Source organism: Streptomyces sp. NPDC030814, from assembly GCF_055572155.1.
Map to the genome: position 1 here is coordinate 229,128 of NZ_JBVIDX010000009.1, position 19,309 is coordinate 248,436.

At 71.8% G+C, this 19,309-nt stretch carries 18 protein-coding genes; 6 read left to right on the plus strand and 12 right to left on the minus strand.

Annotated elements, in window-relative coordinates; all coding sequences use genetic code 11:
* Positions 1–138: 138 nt before the first annotated feature.
* Positions 139–2,055 (minus strand): AMP-dependent synthetase/ligase, encoded by a 1,917-nt coding sequence (locus ACZ43N_RS21095; RefSeq protein ID WP_468099338.1) that lies wholly within the window; start codon positions 2,053–2,055, stop codon positions 139–141.
* Between the two features lie 343 nt (positions 2,056–2,398).
* Between ACZ43N_RS21095 and ACZ43N_RS21100 the strand changes: the two genes are divergently transcribed.
* Positions 2,399–2,923, plus strand: a complete 525-nt coding sequence (locus ACZ43N_RS21100) for a hypothetical protein (RefSeq protein ID WP_468099339.1) — start codon at positions 2,399–2,401, stop codon at positions 2,921–2,923.
* A gap of 182 nt (positions 2,924–3,105) precedes the next feature.
* Here the strand turns inward: ACZ43N_RS21100 and ACZ43N_RS21105 are convergent, their stop codons facing one another.
* Positions 3,106–4,104: a Bug family tripartite tricarboxylate transporter substrate binding protein gene (locus ACZ43N_RS21105; RefSeq protein WP_468099340.1), complete on the minus strand. Its 999-nt coding sequence runs from the start codon at positions 4,102–4,104 to the stop codon at positions 3,106–3,108.
* Between the two features lie 257 nt (positions 4,105–4,361).
* On the opposite strand from ACZ43N_RS21105, the gene ACZ43N_RS21110 reads away from it, so the two are divergent.
* The gene (locus tag ACZ43N_RS21110; protein WP_468099342.1) at positions 4,362–6,014 is read left to right on the plus strand and encodes a sensor histidine kinase; all 1,653 of its coding nucleotides are present in this window, start codon (positions 4,362–4,364) and stop codon (positions 6,012–6,014) included.
* A complete protein-coding gene (locus ACZ43N_RS21115) occupies positions 6,011–6,709 on the plus strand; it encodes a response regulator (RefSeq protein ID WP_468099343.1) in 699 nt (232 codons plus the stop codon). The genes ACZ43N_RS21110 and ACZ43N_RS21115 overlap by 4 nt, the downstream gene beginning before the upstream one ends.
* Before the next feature lie 23 nt (positions 6,710–6,732).
* On the opposite strand, the gene ACZ43N_RS21120 is transcribed toward ACZ43N_RS21115, so the two are convergent.
* From ACZ43N_RS21120 to ACZ43N_RS21140, 5 genes are all read right to left on the minus strand, one after another.
* A complete protein-coding gene (locus ACZ43N_RS21120) occupies positions 6,733–7,596 on the minus strand; it encodes an STM4011 family radical SAM protein (RefSeq protein ID WP_468099344.1) in 864 nt (287 codons plus the stop codon).
* An 8-nt stretch (positions 7,597–7,604) separates the two neighbouring features.
* Complete coding sequence (locus tag ACZ43N_RS21125; protein WP_468099346.1) at positions 7,605–8,945, minus strand: STM4012 family radical SAM protein; 1,341 nt, start codon at positions 8,943–8,945, stop codon at positions 7,605–7,607.
* Positions 8,942–9,748 carry an STM4013/SEN3800 family hydrolase gene (locus ACZ43N_RS21130; RefSeq protein WP_468099485.1) on the minus strand — a complete coding sequence of 269 codons (807 nt, stop codon included), beginning with the start codon at positions 9,746–9,748 and terminating at the stop codon, positions 8,942–8,944. Before ACZ43N_RS21130 ends, ACZ43N_RS21125 begins: the two co-directional genes overlap by 4 nt.
* Before the next feature lie 100 nt (positions 9,749–9,848).
* The gene (locus tag ACZ43N_RS21135; RefSeq protein WP_468099348.1) at positions 9,849–11,015 is read right to left on the minus strand and encodes an STM4014 family protein; all 1,167 of its coding nucleotides are present in this window, start codon (positions 11,013–11,015) and stop codon (positions 9,849–9,851) included.
* Between the two features lie 48 nt (positions 11,016–11,063).
* Positions 11,064–12,032 (minus strand): STM4015 family protein, encoded by a 969-nt coding sequence (locus ACZ43N_RS21140; protein ID WP_468099349.1) that lies wholly within the window; start codon positions 12,030–12,032, stop codon positions 11,064–11,066.
* A 279-nt stretch (positions 12,033–12,311) separates the two neighbouring features.
* Here ACZ43N_RS21140 and ACZ43N_RS21145 point away from each other — a divergent pair, with 279 nt between their 5' ends.
* Both ACZ43N_RS21145 and ACZ43N_RS21150 read left to right on the plus strand, forming a co-directional pair.
* Positions 12,312–12,638: a hypothetical protein gene (locus ACZ43N_RS21145; protein WP_468099351.1), complete on the plus strand. Its 327-nt coding sequence runs from the start codon at positions 12,312–12,314 to the stop codon at positions 12,636–12,638.
* A 78-nt stretch (positions 12,639–12,716) separates the two neighbouring features.
* Positions 12,717–13,832, plus strand: coding sequence for a DUF6745 domain-containing protein (locus ACZ43N_RS21150; protein WP_468099353.1), 1,116 nt, complete (start codon positions 12,717–12,719; stop codon positions 13,830–13,832).
* 34 nt (positions 13,833–13,866) lie between these two features.
* Here ACZ43N_RS21150 and ACZ43N_RS21155 read toward each other — a convergent pair whose 3' ends face one another.
* The 3 genes from ACZ43N_RS21155 to ACZ43N_RS21165 form a co-directional block, all read right to left on the minus strand.
* Entirely contained in the window at positions 13,867–14,487 is a 621-nt protein-coding gene (locus ACZ43N_RS21155; protein WP_468099354.1) for an L-threonylcarbamoyladenylate synthase, read from the minus strand.
* A 29-nt stretch (positions 14,488–14,516) separates the two neighbouring features.
* Positions 14,517–15,038 (minus strand): GNAT family N-acetyltransferase, encoded by a 522-nt coding sequence (locus ACZ43N_RS21160; RefSeq protein ID WP_468099487.1) that lies wholly within the window; start codon positions 15,036–15,038, stop codon positions 14,517–14,519.
* A 166-nt stretch (positions 15,039–15,204) separates the two neighbouring features.
* A complete protein-coding gene (locus ACZ43N_RS21165; RefSeq protein WP_468099356.1) occupies positions 15,205–16,569 on the minus strand; it encodes an FAD-dependent oxidoreductase in 1,365 nt (454 codons plus the stop codon).
* Positions 16,570–16,784: 215 nt separating this feature from the next.
* On the opposite strand from ACZ43N_RS21165, the gene ACZ43N_RS21170 reads away from it, so the two are divergent.
* Complete coding sequence (locus ACZ43N_RS21170) at positions 16,785–17,213, plus strand: hypothetical protein (protein ID WP_468099358.1); 429 nt, start codon at positions 16,785–16,787, stop codon at positions 17,211–17,213.
* Positions 17,214–17,320: 107 nt separating this feature from the next.
* Here ACZ43N_RS21170 and ACZ43N_RS21175 read toward each other — a convergent pair whose 3' ends face one another.
* Together ACZ43N_RS21175 and ACZ43N_RS21180 are read right to left on the minus strand one after the other, a co-directional pair.
* The gene (locus ACZ43N_RS21175) at positions 17,321–18,304 is read right to left on the minus strand and encodes an aldo/keto reductase (protein ID WP_468099360.1); all 984 of its coding nucleotides are present in this window, start codon (positions 18,302–18,304) and stop codon (positions 17,321–17,323) included.
* A 29-nt stretch (positions 18,305–18,333) separates the two neighbouring features.
* On the minus strand, positions 18,334–19,299 hold the full coding sequence (locus ACZ43N_RS21180) for a DUF1152 domain-containing protein (RefSeq protein WP_468099361.1): 966 nt from the start codon (positions 19,297–19,299) through the stop codon (positions 18,334–18,336).
* Positions 19,300–19,309: the final 10 nt, after the last annotated feature.

Here is a 19,309-nt window from a genome sequence, read left to right on the forward strand (position 1 = left end):
CGGTCGAACGGGGTGCTCACGGGCGGGCGGCCGACCGCCCCCGCTGGAGCATCTCCGCATCTGGAGGACCGTTTCGTCAACAGAGGGTGAAGCAGACACGTCCGCCGGGGGCACGGGCGGAGGCGGCGGACCGCGTCGTCACGGGCGGGGGCGGCGGAAGACGTCGTCGGAGTCGTCCCAGCCGGGGATGTCCTCCGTCACCGAGCGGCGGGCGGCCCGCGCGGAGGTCGCGTACATCGTCTCGATCTCCGCCGCGTACCGCTGCACGATGGTGTCCCGACGCAGCTTCATCGACGGGGTCAGCATGCCGTTGGCGAGGTCGAAGGGCTCGGGGAGGACACGGAAGACCCGGATGGACTCCGAGCGCGACACGGTGCTGTTCGCAGCGGCGATCGCCCGCAGCAGCTCCTGTCGCAGCGCGTTCTCCTCCCGTGCCTCCGGCCCCATCAAATCGTTCGCGGGGCCCAGCGCTCCCCGCCAGTGGGCGAGGAACTCCGGGTCCAGCGTGATCAGCGCGCCCACACAGGGCCGGTTGTCGCCCACGACGACCGCCTGGTGGATCAGCGGGTGCATCCGCAGCTGCTCCTCCAGCGGCGCCGGGGCCACGCCCTTGCCGCCGCTGGTGATGATGATGTCCTTCTTGCGCCCGGTGATCGACAGATAGCCCTCGGAGTCCAGCCGCCCGATGTCCCCCGTGGCCAGCCAGCCGTCCTGGAGCGCGGCCCGGGTCCCCGCCTCGTCGTTGATGTACCCCTGGAACACCGACGGCCCGTTGACCAGGATCTCCCCGTCCCGCGCCACCCGGATCTCGGTGCCCGGCAGCGGCCGGCCCACGGTGCCGAACTTCTCCCGGCCCACCGGCTGCGCGGTGATGCCCCCCGCGGTCTCCGTCAGACCGTACCCGTCGTGGACGAGGATCCCGATCCCGGCGTAGAACAGCGCGAGATCGCGGTTGAGGGGGGAACCGCCGGAACAGCCACCGCGCACCCGGCCGCCGAGCGCGGCACGCAGCTTGCGGTACACGGTCCGGTCGTAGAAGGCGTGCTGGAGCTTCAGATCCATTCCGGGACCCGGTCCCGTGTCGAGGCGGTGCCGCTCCGCGGCGAGCGCGTAGTCCTGCGCGGTGCGCACCGCGCGCTCGAACACGGCGCCGCGTCCGGCCTGCTGGGACTTGCGCAGGAAGTTCTTGTAGATCTTCTCGAAGACGTACGGGACGCCGAACAGGAACGTGGGCCGGAACGACAGCAGCGCCGCCGACAGCGCCTCCTCGCTCAGCTCCGGCTCATGCCCGAGCAGCAGCCCGCCCCGCAGGCACATCCCCTGGATCATCAGACCATAGACGTGGGAGAACGGCAGGAAGGCGAGGATCGCCGGCTGCTCCCCGGGTGCCGACGCGGTCTGCCGCCATCCGGCCAACAGGACATCGCAGGGGCCGGCGAGACTGCGGTGGGACAGCGCACAGCCCTTGGGGTGGCCGGTGGTGCCGGAGGTGTACGCGATCACCGCCGTCGAGTCGGGCATCACGATGCGGCGCAACGAGTCCACGGTCGCGTCCGGCACGTCCCGGCCGACCTCGACCAGCTGCGGCAGGGCGTCGGCGTCCAGCTGCCACACATGGCGCAGCAGCGGCAGCTTGGCGCACACCGAGCCGACCGTCATCACGCTCTGCTCGTCCTCGACGACCACGCCCACACAGGCCGCGTCCCGCAGGATCCACTCCACCTGGTCGCGCGACGACGTCGGATAGATCGGCACGATCTCCGCGCCCACCGACCACAGCGCGACGCCGAGCACCGTCCACTCGTAACGGGTCCGCGCCATCACGGCCACCCGGTTGCCGGGCCGGATCCCGCAGGCGACCAGCCCCTTGGCCAGCCCCACCACCTCGTCGCGTACCTCCGCCGCACTGAGTGGCGTCCAGCCGTCCGGGGCGCCGGACTCGCGGCGCGCGATCTGCGGCAGCGCGGGATCACGCTGCGCCGTGTCGAACAGTGAGTCGGCGAGTCCCCCGGTCATGACCGGGAGCGCCGACGGAGCAATGCCGAACGTGCTCATGCGCTGCTCCCCAGCCCTTCCCTGCGCGCGATCCCGCCGATGGTGCGGTGACCGGCGGTGATCGAACGTAGCGTACGGCGCCGACACGCGCGCGTGGAATGGGGAAGTCGTCGCCACGTGACGCATCGGGCGGGGCCGCCCGCTCGTATCCGCACAACGGGCGGCGAACGTGATGTACGGCACGTGGGGGACCCCGCCCCGGACCCTTTGGCGGGAATCGTCGCTGCACACGGCTTGATCACCTCTGACCGGCGGTTATGCCCCGACTTCGGACGCCCGGCAGGTGTGGCACTGTGGTGCGCGCGAGCGCGGGAGTTGTCCCGCCGACGTGGAGAGGTGGACGGTGCGCGAGCCCAACGTGATCGGGGACTGGCAGGAGTACGACGGCGACCTGGCCGGCCTGCGTGTGCGCGTCCACGGCCTGGAACCCGCACAACCGCCGCGAGGCGGCGACGACGCCGCCGAGGGACTGACGTACTTCCGGTTCCGGGTGACCGTGGAGAACCGCGGCACCGGCCACGTCGGCCTCCACCTGGAGGACGGGCAGCTCGACATCCGCACCGGCCCCGAAGGTGAGAGCGCCTTCCTGGACTGGCGCAACTCCAAGTTCATCGAGGGCTTTGACCTCTACCCGCTGCGCCGCGCCACGGCCGTCCTGTACGCCGCCGCGCCCGAGGCCCAGCTCATCCAGCTCGACATCCAGGTCCAGCTCCGGGCCGACGAGGAGTGGACCGAGCGCTATCTGTGGTCCGGCGGCATCGGCGTCGCCGAGGAGCTCCACGACCCGGCCTGCGGCACCGTCCGGGAAAGCCTCGCCGGTCAGATCAGCGCGTTCCTGCACGAGGAGGCGGAGCGGGGCGCGGGCTGAGCCCGGCCGCCCCGTCGTGTGGGCGGAGTACGCGGGTGATACTCCGCCTTGCGATGCACTGCACCGGACGCCGCGAGCTGTCCGGCAAACCTTTCCGGTCGCAGCACTACTGTAGGAGCGGTCCCGCAGCCACGACCGGCGCCCGGCCGCGGGTGCCGGGGGAGTGCCGGTGGGGCGCGTCGTCACAGTCCCAGCTCCTTCAGCACCGACACCACGCGTTCGTCCTGGGCGTCCAGGAAGTCACCGAACTCGTCGCCGGTGAGGAAGGCGTCGTCCCAGCCGTTCTGTTTCAGGGACTGCCGCCACTCCGGGGAGTCGTGCAGTTCTTCGACCAGCCGGGTCAGCTTGTCCCGCTCGGCGTCGGTGAGACCGGGCGGGGCGACGATGCCGCGCCAGTTGGTGAAGTTCACGTCGTAGCCCGCCTCCCGGAGCGTCGGCGCGTCCAGTCCGGCCACGCGCTCGGGGCCGGTGACCGCGAGCGGCCGCAGTTCGCCCGCCCTGATCTGGTCCAGGTACTCGCCGACCCCCGACACCCCGAAGGCGACCTTGTCGCCGAGGATCGAGGCGAGCAGCTCACCGCCGCCGTCGAAGGGGATGTAGTTGACGTCCTTCGGCGCGATCCCGGCCGCCCGGGCCATCAGCATCGGCGCCAGATGGTCCGGCCCGCCCGGCGCCGAGCCACCGCCCACCGGGAGCTTGCCGGGGTTCTCCTTCCAGGCGCCGATGAGATCGTCGATGGTCCGGTACGGCGAGTCCTTGGCGACGACCACGACGTCCTGCTCCTCGGTGAGCCGCGCGATCGGCGTGGTGTCCGCGAGGGTCTTGGGCGCGTCGTTGGAGCGGACGGCACCGACGACGCCGAGGCCCATCGACATCGCGAGCCTGCCGTTGCCGTGCTCGCTGACCAGCCGGCTCAGCCCGACCGTGCCGCCCGCGCCGGGCAGGTTGAACACCTCGATGCCGTGCGTGAGCCCGGCGTCCTCGGCGTTCTTCGCGGCCGTGCGGGCCGTGATGTCGTAACCGCCGCCCGGCGTGTTCGGCACCATGAAGCGCAGGCCCGGTATCTGCGTGCCCGTGTCGCCGCCGCTGCCGGTCGTCAGCAGCGGCGGCCCCACGAAGACGAGCACGGCGGCGCCGAACAGAGCGAGGGCGTGCCGCCCCCGAGGGGTGCGCAGGCGCACGAGTTGTCACCACCAGTCGTGTACGTCGAGGAAGGAAAGTGACCCGGGACACAGCGTGCCCAGCATCAAGGAACGTGTACCGGTTGCGAAGGCAAGGGAGGTTGTGGTCTTTGTGGTCACGGCCTCTGTCACCTTATGGGCACTCTCCTCCCACCTCTCTTCTCCTGACCCCCCACGAGCGCCATCATTGTGCGACCCACCGCACGAGCCGACGTCCGAGCCCCCGGCGTCGCTTCCGCACCAGAGATGAGTCCGTCGTGGTCGCCGAGTTCCGCCGCCATACCCTCGCGGGCGAGATGCTGGTCCTCCAGCTCGCCATCGTGGTCGTGGTGCTGCTGGCGGTCGCCGGGGTCTCGCTCACCCAGTCCGCGGCCACCTTCAACCGGGTCGAGGGGCGTCGCGTCACCGCCCTCGCCGAGCAGCTGGCCGCCAACCCCCTGGTCCGCGACGGGCTCGCCCGGGCCCTGCCCCAGGAGGCCCTGGCTCCCCTGGTGAACTCCACCCAGACCCAGTCGGGCGTCACCTCGGTCACCGTCGCCGACGCCGACGGCAGGATCGTCAGCTCCACCAACCCCACCGTCATCGGCGACCGGCTCCCGCTCGGCGAGGGCGCGGCCCGGGGTCGCGGCTGGTCCGGCTCGCTCACCCTCGACGACAGCCGTCAGCTGGTCGCCCAGGTGCCCGTGCTCGGCGCCACCGACGACAACCTCGGCCGGCTCCTCGGCACCGTCATGGTCGGCGAGGCCTCCCCGACCGTGTGGCAGCGCCTCAGCGGCGCCTCCTCGTACCTCCTCGCCTACCTGGGCGTCGCCAGCGGCCTCGGTGTCGCCGGCTCCTGGTTGCTCGCCCGCCGTGTCAAACGCCAGACCCTCGGCCTGGAGCCCCGCGAGATCGCCGGCCTCGCCGAACACCGCGAGGCCATGCTGTACGGCATCGCCGAGGGCATCGTCGCCCTGGACCCGCAGCACCGGGTCACCCTCGTCAACGAGGTGGGCCTGCGCCTGCTCGACCTGCCCGTGGACTGCGTCGGCAAGAGCCTGAGCGAGCTGGGCGTCAAAGGGCGACTGCGGGACGTGCTCACGGGCGCGCAGGAGATCCCCGGCGGCAAGGGCGACGAGGTCGTCATACGCCGGGGCCGCGTCCTCGTCATGAACCGGATGACCGTCACCAAGGACGGCCGCCACCTCGGCTCGGTCACCACCCTGCGGGACCGCACCGAACTCGCCAGGCTGGAACGGGAGATGGGCTCCTTCCGCAGCTCCTCGGAGCTGCTGCGCGCCCAGGCCCACGAGTTCGCCAACCAGCTGCACACCATCTCGGGGCTGATCCAGATCGGCGAGCAGGACGAAGTGGTCCGCTACATCCGGGCGCTGAGCCGTCACCGGCAGTCCCTCGACATGACCCTCAGCCGCCGTGTCCGTGACACCGCGGTCGCCGCGCTCCTCATGGCGAAGGCGTCCCTCGCCGCCGAACGCAAGGTCAGTCTGCGGATCTCCGAGAGCACCGCGCTGGACCGCCTCGCCCCGGAGGACGCCGCCGACGTCGCCACCGTGGTCGGCAACCTCGTCGACAACGCGGTGGACGCCGCTGCCGCCCCCGGCGAACCCGGCGACCGCGAGGCCTGGGTCGAGGTGGAACTGCGCCAGGACGCCTCCAGCGTGGAGATCGTCGTACGCGACTCCGGCCCCGGCGTCGCCCCCGAACTCGCCCGTGAGGTGTTCTCCCACGGTTTCACCACCAAGGCCGCCCAGGAGGGCGAACGCGGCATCGGCCTCGCCCTCACCCGCCTGGTCTGCGAACGCCACGGCGGCGAGATCTCGGTGACCAACACCCCCGACGGGGCGATGTTCACCGCCCGCATGACCGTCAGCCACCTCACCGACGCGGTGGCGGAAGGAGCGACACCATGAGCCCTGGGCCGCCCACGATCGATGTGCTCGTCGTCGACGACGACTTCATGGTGGCCAGAGTCCACCGCACCTTCGTCGAGCGGGTCGAGCCGTTCCGGGTCGTCGGGGTCGCCAGTACCGGGGAGCAGGCGGCCGCCGCGGTCGACGAACTGCGCCCCGACCTCGTCCTGCTCGACCTGTACCTGCCCGACGTCTTCGGCCTCGATGTCATACCCCGGTTGCGCACGGCCGGCCACGACTGCGACGTCATGGTCATCAGCGCCGCGCGGGAGGCCGACACGGTGCGCGGCGCGGTCCGCCACGGCGTCGTCGACTACCTCCTCAAGCCGTTCGAGTTCGAGGAACTGCGCTCCCGGCTGCAGCGCTACGCCGCCCAGCGGGGCCGGCTGCTCACCGCGGTCGTGCAGAGCCAGGCCGATGTGGACCGGGTCCTCGCGGGGGCGTCGGCGCCGCAGGCCTCGGCGGCCGGCGCCCTGCCCAAGGGCATGAGCGTCGAGACCGCCGACCTCATCGAACGCACCCTCCGGTCCGCCGACGGCACCCTGTCCGCCACCGAGTGCGCGACCCTCGCCGGCATCTCCCGCGTCAGCGCCCGCCGCTACCTGGAGTACTTCCACGCCAACGGCGCCGCGGACGTCTCCCTCCGCTACGGCGTGGCGGGGCGCCCGGAGCGCCGGTACAGCTGGCGGGTGTGAGGGGAGCGGAGCGCTCTCCTGCGCTACCGCATCCCGAGACGGGCCTCGGCGGTCGGTATCCGTTCGAGGACGCCTCCCGCGAACACGTCGTACAGCGGCAGGGTCTCCAGGTGGACGTAGCCGATGTGGCAGTCGCAGACGGCCAGCGGGCAGACGCGGGGCGCGAGGGCCGTACGGAAGGAGCCGTCGTAGAGGTTGCCGAGTTCGTCCCGGACGAAATGGCACCGCCTGACGGTCCCGTCACCGTCGACGGACACCACCGTCGAGCCGGTACGGCACGCGCGGCCCGCCGACCGGTGCGGATGGCGGCTGAACGGGAACAGCGGGTCCAAGGCGGTCCACAGGGCCGCCTCCTCGTCGGTGTAGGTGTGGCCCTCGGCGGCGTTCACCCACAGGTACACCTCCGCCGGCAGCTCCGCGCGCAGCCGGCCGGCGTGCTCCAGATGTTCCGGCAGGCCCACGATTCCCACACTGAAGCGGATCCCTGTCGCGGCGAGCCGTCGGGTCTTGCCGAGGAACCGGTCGTACGGGGTCTGGCCAGGGTGGTACGTGCACCACAGAGCCACCGTGTCCCGGTCGGCCTCCGTCAGCCACTCCGTGCGGCAGCTGAGGTTCGTCTGGATCGCCACCCGGTCGATGTGCGGCTCGTGCGACAGCTCGACCAGCGCCCGCCGGTACCACGACCGCGTCAGCCCCTCACCCCACGGGGTGAAGAGCAGCGAGAGCCGGTCGTCGGTCTGTGCCCGCGCCCAGCCGGTGAACCGGTCCAGCGCCGCGCGGTCGGCCCGCAACTGTGCCGTCGAGTCGCGGCGCTTGGCGAACGGGCAGTAGGGGCAGTCGTAGTCGCACGAGGCGAGCGGCCCGCGGTACAGCAGGGTCAGGTCCATGGCGGCCGTCACTTCAGCTCGTAGTCGGCCATCGCGGCCCGTACGGCCGGGGAGAAGAAGCCGGGACCGATGGCGTCCGAGTGGGCCAGCCCCTCGTCGGACAGCTTGAGAACGGCCCCGCCCGTGTCCGCCAGCCAGCCGCGCGAGGCCAGCCGCTCCAGTTCCGCCGGGAAGTCGTCGTAGGGATCGGCACCGAACCGCCGCCGGTAGTCGGCCACCGGCAGGCCCTGCGCCTGGAGCAGCGACTGCAGCAGATGACGGCGCCGCGCTTCGTCCTCGTCGACCTCACGGCCGTGCACGGCCCGCCCGAAGTCCTCGGTGGCGGTGTAGTCGTCGATGATGCCCCGGATCTCCCGCATCGCCACCGCGTAGTCGAAGGAGTAGTGCAGCCTCGACGTGTACGAACGGGCGCCGCAGCCCAGGCCGATCATGCCGTCGGTCTGGCAGGCGTAGTCGTCCGGGCCCTGCGGCGGCGCGTCCGCGCGGCGGAACATCCGCATGGAGACCTGCTCATAGCCCCGGGCGAGCAGATGGTCACGGCCCTCGCGGTAGCGGCGCAGCCGTGCGGCGTCCCAGGCGCGGTCCGCCGACTCGGGGTCGGCGTGCCGGCCCAGACCCGTCAACGGCCGTACGTACAGCGGGTAGAGGTAGATCTCCTCGGGCCGCCAGGCGAGGGCCGCGTCCAGGGAGAGCCGCCAACTGGCCGCCGTCTGCCCGTCGATGCCGTAGATGAGATCGATGTTGAGGACCGGGATGCCGACGTCGCGGATACGGGACAGCGCCGCCTCCACAGCGGCACGCCGCTGCGGTCGTACGGCCGCACGCGCCTCCTCCTCGACGAAGCTCTGCACACCGAGGCTCAGCCGCGTCGTGCCACGCCCGGCCAGCACGGACAGCCGGTCGGCCGTCGCCGTCGCGGGGGACGCCTCGACCGACAGCGGGATCGCCCGCAGATCCGCGCCCATGTGCCGCTCCGCGATGTCGCAGAGCCGCTCCAGCTCCGCGGCCTCCAGATAGGTCGGGGTGCCACCGCCGAACGCGGCGTTCGCGAACCGCACCGGCTCCGTGTCGCCGAGCGCGTCCCGGACGGCGATCGCCTGCCGCTCCAGGGCGTCCAGGTAGCGTCCGGTCAGCCCGTCCGGAGCGCCGATCCGCGTGAACAGGTTGCAGAAGCCGCAGCGGACCTCGCAGAACGGTATGTGCGCGTACAGCGACAGGGCCGCCTTCGGCTCACCCGCCCACAGGTCGGAAAGGCGCGGCCGCTCCGGGAGCCTCCTGTACGCCGTCTTGTGCGGATAGGCGTACACGTAGTGCTGGTACGGGCGAACGGGGGGCGCGGTCACGGTCATGCGGACGGCTCCAGGAAGAAGTGGCTGTAGGGGACGGTCCACACGGCCTCGTGGCCCAGGCGGTGCCCGGTGTAGCCGTCGTCGCCGTAGGTCGTCCCGTGGTCGGAGCAGACGACGGCGAAGCAGCGGCGGCGCGAACTCATCGCGGCGAAGAGCCGCCCGATGTGCCGGTCGACGTACTCCAGGGCCGCCGCGTGCGTGGCCAGGCTGTCGCCCGCCTCACGGGTGGCGCCCGGCAGATGGAACCAGTTCGGCTGGTGCAGCGCCGAGGCGTTGAGGAACAGGAACAGCCGCTGCTCGGCGGGCAGCCCTGCCACCACCTCCTCGGCACGGGCCACCTGGGACTCGAAGGAGGTGGGGGACGCGACGGAGAACTCCGGCTCCCAGTGGCTCTCCTGGAACATGCCCGGCAGGACGCTGCCGAGCGCCCCCTGCTTGTTGAAGAACCCGACACCACCGACGCACACCGTGCGATAGCCGCGCTCGGCGAGCGCCGACACCAGGTCGGGGCTGTCGAACACGAAGGTGCGGCCCGCGGTCGTCTCACTGCCGGCGAACCGGCTCGCGAACAGCCGGGGGTGCGGCCCCGGTGCCGCCGGGGTCGGCAGGAAGCCCGCGAACATTGCCTGGTGCGAGGCGTAGGTGAAGCTGCCGGGCGCGTGCCGCTTCTCCCAGACGCCGCCGGGCAGACGGGCCGCCAGGTTCGGGAGCCGGCCGGCCGCCGCCAGCTCCGCCGCCACGTCGTACCGGAGCGTGTCGAGGGTGAGCAGCAGCAGGTCGTCCCGGCCCACCACCTCGTTCATGTCGGGTGCGGGTGCGGGTGCGGGTGCGGGTGCGGGTGCCTGGGCTGGTGCTTGGCCCGGGTCGCGTGCGGCCTCGGCTCCGGGCAGCCGGGGGGCCGTGTCAGAAGGGCGCATGGTCGTTCCTTGGCTGGGGGTGGTGCGAGAATGCCGGCGGCAGCCGGTCCCGTACGGCCGCGATCTGCGCCGTGTAGGTGTCCTCTCCCTCCGCCGGTCCGCCCGGCAGGCCGGTCAGCCGGGGCAGCAGATCGCCGAAGGCGTTGACCTCTCCGACGGCGAACCGGCGCCAGCCGATCGCCGGGAGCAGATCCACCCCGACGCTCAGTGTGCCCGGGAAGCAGGCCGCCGCCCGCTCACAGATGTCGAGGGCCTGGCGCCAGCGGTCGCCCGCCGCGTCGACGACCGACGTCAGATCGCCCCGCGCGCCGCCGAGATGGAGGTTGGTCAGGGGGAAGCGGCTGGTGCGGACCACGGCGTGGGTGGCCCGGCCCGCCACGACCACCACACGCAGATCGGCGGACCTGCCCTGGGCGGACGCCTTCGGCAGCCAGCGTTCGATGTGCAGACCGTCGGGCGCGAGAGCATCGACGATCCCGGCGATCTCCCGCTCGTCGGTGTACCGGCGCACCCGCAGCGAGTTGTGCAGCCGGAGCGGGGTGCGCAGCCGGCCGTCCGCCGCGACCTCCACCGAGGTGGTGGCCCTGACCCGGCCGCCCGCCGCCGACTCGACGGCCAGCACACCCGATGCGGAGGAACCGTGCGCCGGTTTCACGAAGACACGCGGCATCCCGTGCTCCCGCATCATCGCCCGTACGTCGTCCCAGCCGCGCACCGTCGTCGCGGCGCCCGAGGTGGGCGAGGGCGGCACCGGGACGCCCGCCGCGTCGAGCCGGGCGTGGCACAGCCGTTTGTCGAACAGCACCGCCAGCTCCGCCGGATCGTCCAGCCGGACCCCGCCCCGCAACGACCCGACCGCGTCCAGGAAGCGCTTGTACCAGGTGGCCGAGCCCTCCACGCGCGTCGGATCGTCGACGTCCCGCAGCAGCCGGTCCACCGCGGCGTTCTCGCCGGGCGAGTCCAGACGCACCACCTCGTCGTCGGCGAACTCGTGGCCGCCGTCGCGCAGGACGTCCCGCCACTCGACGACCCGCGGTGTCCCCACGCCGGCGGCCTGGGCCGCCGCGACGAACAGCCCCACCCGGCGGTTCTCGCCGTTGCCGACGACCGCCCACCTGAACGGGTCCGCACCCGCACCGGTCCGACCGGACACACCGACACCCCTCACCTCGAACCCCCCGAAACCCTGTGCCGCGCGCCGTTACTCGCCGACCGCGACGAAGCGCCAGACCGTGCCGTCGTCGTCCTCGTCCGAGTCCGCGTCGTCCGGGTCGACGTCGACCTGGACGCCCTCGGCCTCCAGGGAGTCCCGGAGACGGTCGCGGATCGCCGAGCTGAGGTAGTTGTGGTGCAGGTCCAGCGTGGTGAGGTGGGTCAGCGGCTGCCCGGTGAGCAGCGCGGTCGCGCCGTCGTCGGTGAGGACGCCCATCGACACGTCGAGGACGTCGAGGCGGGCCACCACCGGGGCGGAGGCCAGCGCCGTGCAGATGTCGTCCTGAATCTCGCTGTTGCGCAGCGCCAGATGCTTCAGGGCGGGCAGCCGGGTGCCCGCCAGGATCGGCGCCAGGTCGGCCACCTCACAGTCACCGCCGTACTCGGACGTGCCGAGCCACAGGTCGAGGTGGACGAGGGCCGGCAGATCGCTCGCCGCCACGCCCCGCACCGCCTCGACGGGCATCCCGCCCGTCTCGACGGTCAGCTTCCGCAGCCGCTCGTGACGCAGTGCCGGGAACACGAGCCCCTGCCCACCGCGCACACCGAACTCCTCCAGCTCCGTGAAGGCCGCGAGCAGCGGGCTGACGTCGCCCTGGTTGATCCAGGAGATCTCGCACTCCTCCATCACGATGTCCCCGAGGAACAGCGCGCGCAGCGCGGGCAGCCGGTCCTTCGCCGCCACCAGGGTCTCGATCACTGTCTCGGGCCCGCTGTCGTACGCCTCGCTCCACGCGCCCACGACCAGTGCCCGCACCCTCGTGGTGTCGACCGCGGCGAGGAACCGCGCGAACGCGTCCTCCCACGCCTCTTCGCTGTCGTACGCGTCGACGGCGACGGACCAGGCCACCTCTCCCGGAGCGGGCAGCTCACCGGCGTCCTCCGGTCCCTTCACCGAGTCGGGGAACTGGACGACGGGCAGGTCGTGGAACTCCCGCAAGTGGCTTCCGATGGTCATGTGTCCCCGCCCCTTCGTTCCATGTCGGTGGGCAGGATCCGAGCCCGTGCGCGGATCCCCCCGTTGCTCCCCGGTGCGCACACGGCGCCGTCGGGTAGGGGAGTTCTACCAAGTCCCTCTGACAACGCGGACAGCGGACCCCGTTGCTTGTGGACCGGCACCTGACCGGCACCGTGAACAGGGGCTCAAGGGGCCCCGCGTACGGGGCGATTGTCAGTGGCTGCCTCTACGGTCCTTTCCATCCGGAGCACAGCGAGTGCCCCGACGGGAGGGAGACCCATGTACCGGCAAGGAGACGTCCTCATCGTGCCGATCGCGGAGACCGCCGTGCCCGACACGGCGCGTGACGCCGCGTCGGAACCGCGCGACGGACGGGGCCGGCTCGTCCTCGCCCTCGGCGAGGTCACCGGACACGCCCACGCCGTCGTCGGACCCGGCCGCCTGATCCGCGAGACGAACGCCTTCGGACCGATGCTGCTGCACGTGCCGGAGGGCGCCCGTGTCGTCCACGAGGAGCACGCGCCCATCTCCCTGCCGAAGGGCTGGTACCGGGTCGTACGCCAGCGCGAGTACGTGCCGGGTTCGGTGCGGATCGTCGCGGACTGAACAGCTGGGATACGGCAGCCCCGGCACACGGCTGCCGGAGGACAGGACGACGAGATCGTGACATCCAGGAGGAACGGCGTGGCGGAGCGGACGAGTTGGCGGACGGTGGCGGCGGCCACGGGACCGGGCGACAAGGCACGGACCGAGGCGGGCGTACGGCTCGCCTACCGGCGGGCAGGACTGCCGGAGCCCCGGCGGATCGTGTGGGCCCGCTCGCCGCTGGAGGCGGTGCGGCTGTTGTCGGGAACACCGGCCGAGGGCGGCGAGGCGCTGACCGGCACCGGGGCGAGCGTCCGTGACGCCGTCCGCAACCGTCCGGTCGCCGCCGCGCGCGACATGCTGCACACCCGTCTGGGCCCGGCGGGCTGGAGCGACCACTGGCGTGCGGCCGGCGCGGACCTTTGGGAGACCACCCGCCCGCTCGTCGACCGTGTCCGCACCGGCGTCGTCGAGGCACTGGCCCCGGACGACCGCAAGGAGGAGACCCGCATCCGGCTCCTCCTGCTGGACGCGGTCCTCGGACAGCACGACGCGGCCTGGCTCTCCGCCTTCGACGAGACCACCGGCACGGGGGGTTCGCCCGTCACCGGCACGAGCACCGAGTCCGTGACCGGCCCCGGCACTGCGCCCGGCCCCGGCACTGCGCCCGGCCCCGGCCTCGACGGACTCGCCGAGGTCGCCCGTACGGCGGGCTGGTGGTGGCCGTACGAGAACGTCGCGGTCGTCACCGAGCGCCCCACCGAACTGCACCGGGACGAGGCGGGCCGGCTGGACCGCGGCGACGGCCCCGCCCTCGCCTACTCCGACGGCTTCGCCCTGCACGCCTGGCGCGGCCTGCCGGTGCCCGGCGAGTTCCTCGACTCCCTCACCGCGCTGACGCCGGCGCGGATCCGCGAGGAGGAGAACGCCGAGCTGCGCCGCGTCATGCTGGAGCACTACGGCTACGACCGCTACCTGGAGGAGTCCGGGGCCAAGCCGGTGAACCGGGACGAGACGGGTGTGCTCTGGCGCGTGGAACTGCCCGGCGACGAGGACGTGGTGATGGTGGAGGTCGTCAACTCCACCCCGGAGCCCGACGGCACGAGCCGTACCTACTGGCTCCGGGTGCCGCCCACGACGCGCACGGCCCGCGAGGGAGTGGCCTGGACGTTCGGGCTCGGCGCCGAGGAGTACGAGCCGCTGCGCCAGACCTGAGCTCTGGCGGCGCGGCGCAGGACGTACGCCCCGGTCACTCGAACCGTGAGGTGTCGCCCGCCCCCTTGCGGATGATCTCGGCCTCGCCGCTGGAGAAATCGATCACGGTCGTGGGCTCCGTGCCGCAGTCACCGGAGTCCACCACGGCGTCGACCTGGTGGTCGAGCCGCTCCTTGATCTCCCAGCCCTGCGTCAGCGGCTCCTCCTCGTCGGGGAGCAGCAGGGTGCTGGAGACCAGCGGCTCACCCAGCTCCGCGAGCAGGGCCTGGGCCGCCTTGTGGTCGGGGATGCGCACCCCGACGGTTCGCTTCTTCGGGTGGAGCAGCTTGCGCGGCACCTCCCGGGTGGCGGGAAGGATGAACGTGTAGCTGCCGGGCGTCGACGCCTTGACGGCGCGGAACACGTCGTTGTCGACGTGCACGAACTGGCCCAACTGCGCGAAGTTCTGGCACACGAGGGTGAAGTGGTGGCGGTCGTCGAGCCGGCGGATCGTACGGATCCGCTCGATCCCGTCACGACTGCCCAACTGGCAGCCCAGCGCGAAACACGAGTCCGTCGGATAGACGATGAGCCCGTTCAGACGGATGATGTCGGCCACCTGACCGATGGCGCGCGGCTGGGGGTTGTCGGGGTGCACGTCGATGTACTTGGCCATCTTCCGAGCTTATGCCTCCGCTGGGCCGGTCAGCGGACCCGCCGGGCCAGTACCTGTCCCGGCCAGGTTCCGGACAGGAAGCGTTCGGTGCGTGTGAAGCCGTTGCGCTCGTAGAACGCGACGAGTTCGCCCCCGCCGCCCGCCCAGCAGTCGACCCGCAGCAGTTCCACACCGGCCCGCCGGGTCTCCTCCACGGCGTGGGCGAGCAGGGCCGCCCCGATGCCCCGTCCGGCCTGGCGCCGGTCGGAGACCAGCAGCCGCACGTACATCTCGGGCTCGTCGGCCGGCGGGATCGGCATGTGCGGGCTCGGTCCGGAGTCCAGGACCAGAGCACCGACGGGTGTGCCGTCCCGCTCGGCGATGTGCGGGGCGTTCTCCGTCATGTACCGCTCGATCCGCTCCGTCCCGTCGGGCCGCCGCGAATACGGGATCGTGCCCCACTGCTCGGTGTTGCCCCGGGCGTTCATCCAGGCCACGGCCCCGTCGAGCATGTCCAGCACGGCCGGCGCGTCGGTGCGGGCGCCCGGCCGGATCCGCAGGTCGTCCGTCATGTCGTCCACGACGCAGAAGCCTAGACACCCCCTGTCACAGCCGCGCACCCTTTTTCGCCGAGGGCCGGCGACTGCTCCTGGGAGCGCGGGGAACTGCGCGACCGGCCACGAACGACACGCAGGCCGACCACGGTCGGCAGTCCCCCTGAGGCTTCCCGGCGGAGCCTTACGCGCCGCTCGCCCGCAGCATGTCCTCGCGCTCGACGATCTTCACGCGTTCGCGGCCCTGCGGCTCGCCCAGCGCCTTCTCGGCGGCATCGAGCCTGTACCAGCCCTCCCACGTCGTGAAGCGCACCTCGCGCTCCGCGAGGAAGGCGTCCACGGCCTCGGGTGCCGGGGCGGAGGGCTCGTGCAGACGGCCGTTCGCGAAGTCGTCCAGCAGGTTGGAGACCGTCTCGTTGGCGTCGCCCTTGGTGTGTCCGATGAGGCCGACGGGGCCACGCCGGATCCAGCCCGTGACGTACGTCGACTGAAGGTGCTCGCCGGTCTCCTGGAGGACCCGGCCGCCCTCGTCCGGGACGGTGCCCGACTCGAGGTCCCAGGGCAGCTTGGGCAGCTTGTCCGAGAGGTAACCGACCGCCCGGTAGACCGCGGTGACGTCCCAGTCCTTGAACTCACCGGTGCCCTTGACGTTGCCGGTGCCGTCGAGGGCGGTGCGTTCGGTGCGCAGGCCGACGACCTTGCCGTCCTCGCCGAGGATCTCGGTCGGCGACTCGAAGAAGTGCAGGAACAGCTTGTGCGGGCGCTCGCCGATGTCGCGGATCGCCCAGTTCTCCAGGGTCTTGGCGACCATGTCGGCCTGCTTGTTGCCGCGCCGGGTCGCGATGGAGCCCTCGTCGTAGTCGATGTCCTCGGGGTCGACGATGACCTCGATGGTGGGGGAGTGGTCCAGCTCCCGCAGCTCCATCGGGGAGAACTTCGCCTGCGCCGGGCCGCGGCGGCCGAAGACGTGGATCTCCAGCGCCTTGTTGGCCTTCAGGCCGTCGTAGACGTTCGGCGGGATCTCCGTCGGCAGCAGTTCGTCGGCCGTCTTGGCGAGGACACGGGCCACGTCGAGCGCGACGTTCCCGACACCGAGGACGGCGACCTTCTCGGCCTCCAGCGGCCAGGTGCGCGGGACGTCCGGGTGGCCGTCGTACCAGGAGACGAAGTCGGCCGCGCCGTACGAGCCGTCGAGGTCGATGCCGGGGATGTCGAGCGCCCGGTCGGCCGTGGCGCCCGTGGAGAAGATCACGGCGTCGTAGAAGGCACGCAGGTCGTCGAGGTTGATGTCCGACGGGTAGTCGACGTTGCCGAAGAGGCGGATCTGCGGCTTGTCGAGCACCTGGTGCAGGGCGGTGATGATGCCCTTGATGCGGGGGTGGTCGGGGGCCACGCCGTAGCGGATCAGTCCGAACGGGGCGGGCATCCGCTCGAAGAGGTCGATGGAGACACCGGGTTCGGTGGCAACGTCGGACTTCAGCAGCGCGTCGGCGGCGTAGATACCGGCCGGGCCGGCTCCGACTATGGCTACCCGCAGAGGGCGGGGCATGGTGAGGTTCCCTTCGAGCGGAGACAAGCGACTCGACGGCAACCCTAAACTAAGGCAACCCTTACCTGGTACGCGGGTCGGGTCTATGACCTCATAAGCTGATCTTATGGCATGGGGGCGTGCCGGCGGTCGGCAGGGCGGTACTCGACCAAGGCGTCGGCCATGGATGTGGACGCGATGTGTTTGCCCGCGCGGTGAACGGCAACGCGGACTCCATGAGCCGAACCAACAACGACACCAACGAGAGCACTTCGTCCGCCGAGACGGCCGCCGCCAAGACGCGCCGGACCGCCGACAAGGCGACCGCCCCGGCCACCGGGACCGCCAAGAAGGCCGCCGCCAAGGCGGATGACGCCGCGTCAACCGCCAAGAACGGGGCCGGACGTGCGGCCGACACCGCGAACAGCGCCATGCACAGCGCGGTCAAGGGTGTCGAGGCGGGCCGCCAGGCGGTCGTCCAGGCCTCCGGTCAGGTCGCCGCCACCGCCAGGACGGCGGTGACCGTCCTCGCGCACCGCAAGTTCGTCGCCGCGGGCGTGGGCGCGGGGCTGACCGCGCTGACCGCCGCCTCCTACCTGGCCGGACGCCGGTCGGAGCGTCATGTGCACGGCCCGCTGACCCGGCTCACCGGCGGACGCATCTGACCTCCGCCCGCAGGACGCCGCACCATCGCGGTACGACGCTCGGGAGGCGGCGAGAGCGCTGCCTCCCGAGCGCCAGCGCGACCGGCCGCGGCGCCGGGTGGTCGGACCTACCAGCGACCCTCGACCTGGTCCTTGATGCGCCGGTCGTACAGGTCTCGAATCGCGGTGAGCGTCTCGTCGGAGAGCGCCGGCAGCGCGGCCGCGGCCGCGTTGGCCCGCGCCTGCTCAGGCGTGCGGGCGCCCGGGATCACGGTGGTGACACCCGGCAGCTGGATGATCCAGCGGAGCGCCAGCTGGGCCGGGGTGAAGCCCTCGGGCGCCAGCCCGGCGAACTCCACCGCGGCCTCGACCCCCGTCTCGTAGTCGACACCCGAGAAGGTCTCGCCCTGGTCGAAGGACTCGCCGTGCCGGTTGTACGTGCGGTGGTCGTTCTCGGCGAAGACCGTGTCCTTGGTGTACTTGCCCGACAGCAGCCCCGAGGCCAGCGGCACCCGGGCGATGATCGCGACGCCCGCCCGCTCGGCCGCCGGAAGGACCTCCAGAAGCGGCTTCATCCGGAACGGGTTGAGGATGATCTGCACGCTCGCCACGTTCGGCCGGGCGATCGCCGTCAGCGCCTCCGCGCAGGTCTCCACACTGACGCCGTACGCGGCGATGCGCTCCTCCTCGACGAGGGTGTCGAGCGCGTCGAACACCTCGTCGGAGGAGTAGACGGGCGTGGGCGGGCAGTGCAGCTGCACCAGATCGAGACGGTCCACGCCGAGGTTGCGGCGGGAGCGGTCGTTCCAGGCCCGAAAGTTGTCGAGGACGTAGTTCTCGGGGATCTGGGCGACGCGACGGCCCATCTTCGTCGCGACGAACACATGGAGGTCCTGCCGGCTCCGCAGGAACGTGGCGATGGTCTGCTCGCTTCGCCCGTCGCCGTAGACGTCGGCGGTGTCGAAGAAGGTCACCCCCGCCTCGGCCGCCGCCTCCAGCACCGTCAGGGCTTCCTTGTCGTCGACGTCTCCCCAGTCGGCGCCCAGCTGCCATGTGCCGAGCCCGACCACGGACGCGTGCTGACCCGACCTACCGAATGCGCGTTCTTCCATGCGGTCAGTCTGTCATCCGTCCCCCCTGCTCAGTGCGGGAAGGCACGCGGACGGCGCTGTCGGGGCAGCTCGTCCCGGAACTGCTCGATGACCGAGCTGATCTGCCGGGTGAGGACGGTCTTCTCCAGCCGGTCGAGATAGAGGTTGCGGCGGGCGAGACCCACCGCGTCCACGCAGAAGTACAGGGCCATCAGCGGATTGACGAACAGTTCGCTGCCGCGGGTCCGCTCGGTGAACCGGACGTCCCCGAAGTCCCCGCGCACGGCCGCCGCCACGGAACCGTTGACGATGCTCGGATACTCGGGCGTGCACCGCTGCGCGTGGGCCACCGCGTCCAGGTACAGGGCTCCCTCAGTGCTGTCGCGCGGCAGCGAGAACGCGCCCAGGTAGGCGCCGTCCCGGTCCAGCGCCGCCAGGTTCTCCAGGACCAGCGCGTGGCTGACCCCGTGATAGGCGTCCACTCCGAAGCCGAGGCAGGCCACCAGCCGGTCCGGGACCTCGTCCAGTCCTGCCACCGCGCCCAGACTCGCCATGTCCTCCTCCGGCGTCCCGAGCCCGTGTTCGTCCCCGCGCATCAGGATGTCCGTGCCACCGTCCACCAGCACGATCGCGTCCACGCCGCCGAGGTGGTCCAGCAGCGCGCGGTAGGCGTCCCTGAGCGGTGCGACGCCCGTACGGGACAGGGCGTGGACCGTCGCGGGCATCCCGTGCAGGTCGAGCCACCGGGCGAGGGTGCGCTCGGGGAAGTAGTCCCCGCGGGAGACGGTGTCCGGGCCGATGGCGGCGACGTCCTGCTCCACCCAGACGTCCAGATCGAGGCCGTACAGATCGGCGAAGGAGAGGTTGGCGAGGTGGACCTGCTTGCCCGCCGAGCGCAGGGCGAGGGCCAGCGGCAGGCCGGCGTAGACGTCGAAACCGCCACCGGCACCGGCGACGAGGACACGCCGGGCGTCATGCAGGCGGGTGAAGAACGCGGGCTCAAGGAGGGAGAACACCCCGGGGAAG

Bases quoted from the DNA above. Each gene is read 5' to 3' on its own strand.
- ACZ43N_RS21125 (WP_468099346.1), bottom strand. From the start codon at position 8,945: ATGACCGTGACCGCGCCCCCCGTTCGCCCGTACCAGCACTACGTGTAC.
- ACZ43N_RS21140 (WP_468099349.1), bottom strand. From the start codon at position 12,032: ATGACCATCGGAAGCCACTTGCGGGAGTTCCACGACCTGCCCGTCGTC.
- ACZ43N_RS21170 (WP_468099358.1), top strand. From the start codon at position 16,785: ATGAGCCGAACCAACAACGACACCAACGAGAGCACTTCGTCCGCCGAG.
- ACZ43N_RS21155 (WP_468099354.1), bottom strand. From the start codon at position 14,487: ATGGCCAAGTACATCGACGTGCACCCCGACAACCCCCAGCCGCGCGCC.
- ACZ43N_RS21165 (WP_468099356.1), bottom strand. From the start codon at position 16,569: ATGCCCCGCCCTCTGCGGGTAGCCATAGTCGGAGCCGGCCCGGCCGGT.
- ACZ43N_RS21145 (WP_468099351.1), top strand. From the start codon at position 12,312: ATGTACCGGCAAGGAGACGTCCTCATCGTGCCGATCGCGGAGACCGCC.
- ACZ43N_RS21175 (WP_468099360.1), bottom strand. From the start codon at position 18,304: ATGGAAGAACGCGCATTCGGTAGGTCGGGTCAGCACGCGTCCGTGGTC.
- ACZ43N_RS21160 (WP_468099487.1), bottom strand. From the start codon at position 15,038: ATGACGGACGACCTGCGGATCCGGCCGGGCGCCCGCACCGACGCGCCG.
- ACZ43N_RS21115 (WP_468099343.1), top strand. From the start codon at position 6,011: ATGAGCCCTGGGCCGCCCACGATCGATGTGCTCGTCGTCGACGACGAC.
- ACZ43N_RS21120 (WP_468099344.1), bottom strand. From the start codon at position 7,596: ATGGACCTGACCCTGCTGTACCGCGGGCCGCTCGCCTCGTGCGACTAC.
- ACZ43N_RS21130 (WP_468099485.1), bottom strand. From the start codon at position 9,748: ATGAACGAGGTGGTGGGCCGGGACGACCTGCTGCTGCTCACCCTCGAC.
- ACZ43N_RS21095 (WP_468099338.1), bottom strand. From the start codon at position 2,055: ATGAGCACGTTCGGCATTGCTCCGTCGGCGCTCCCGGTCATGACCGGG.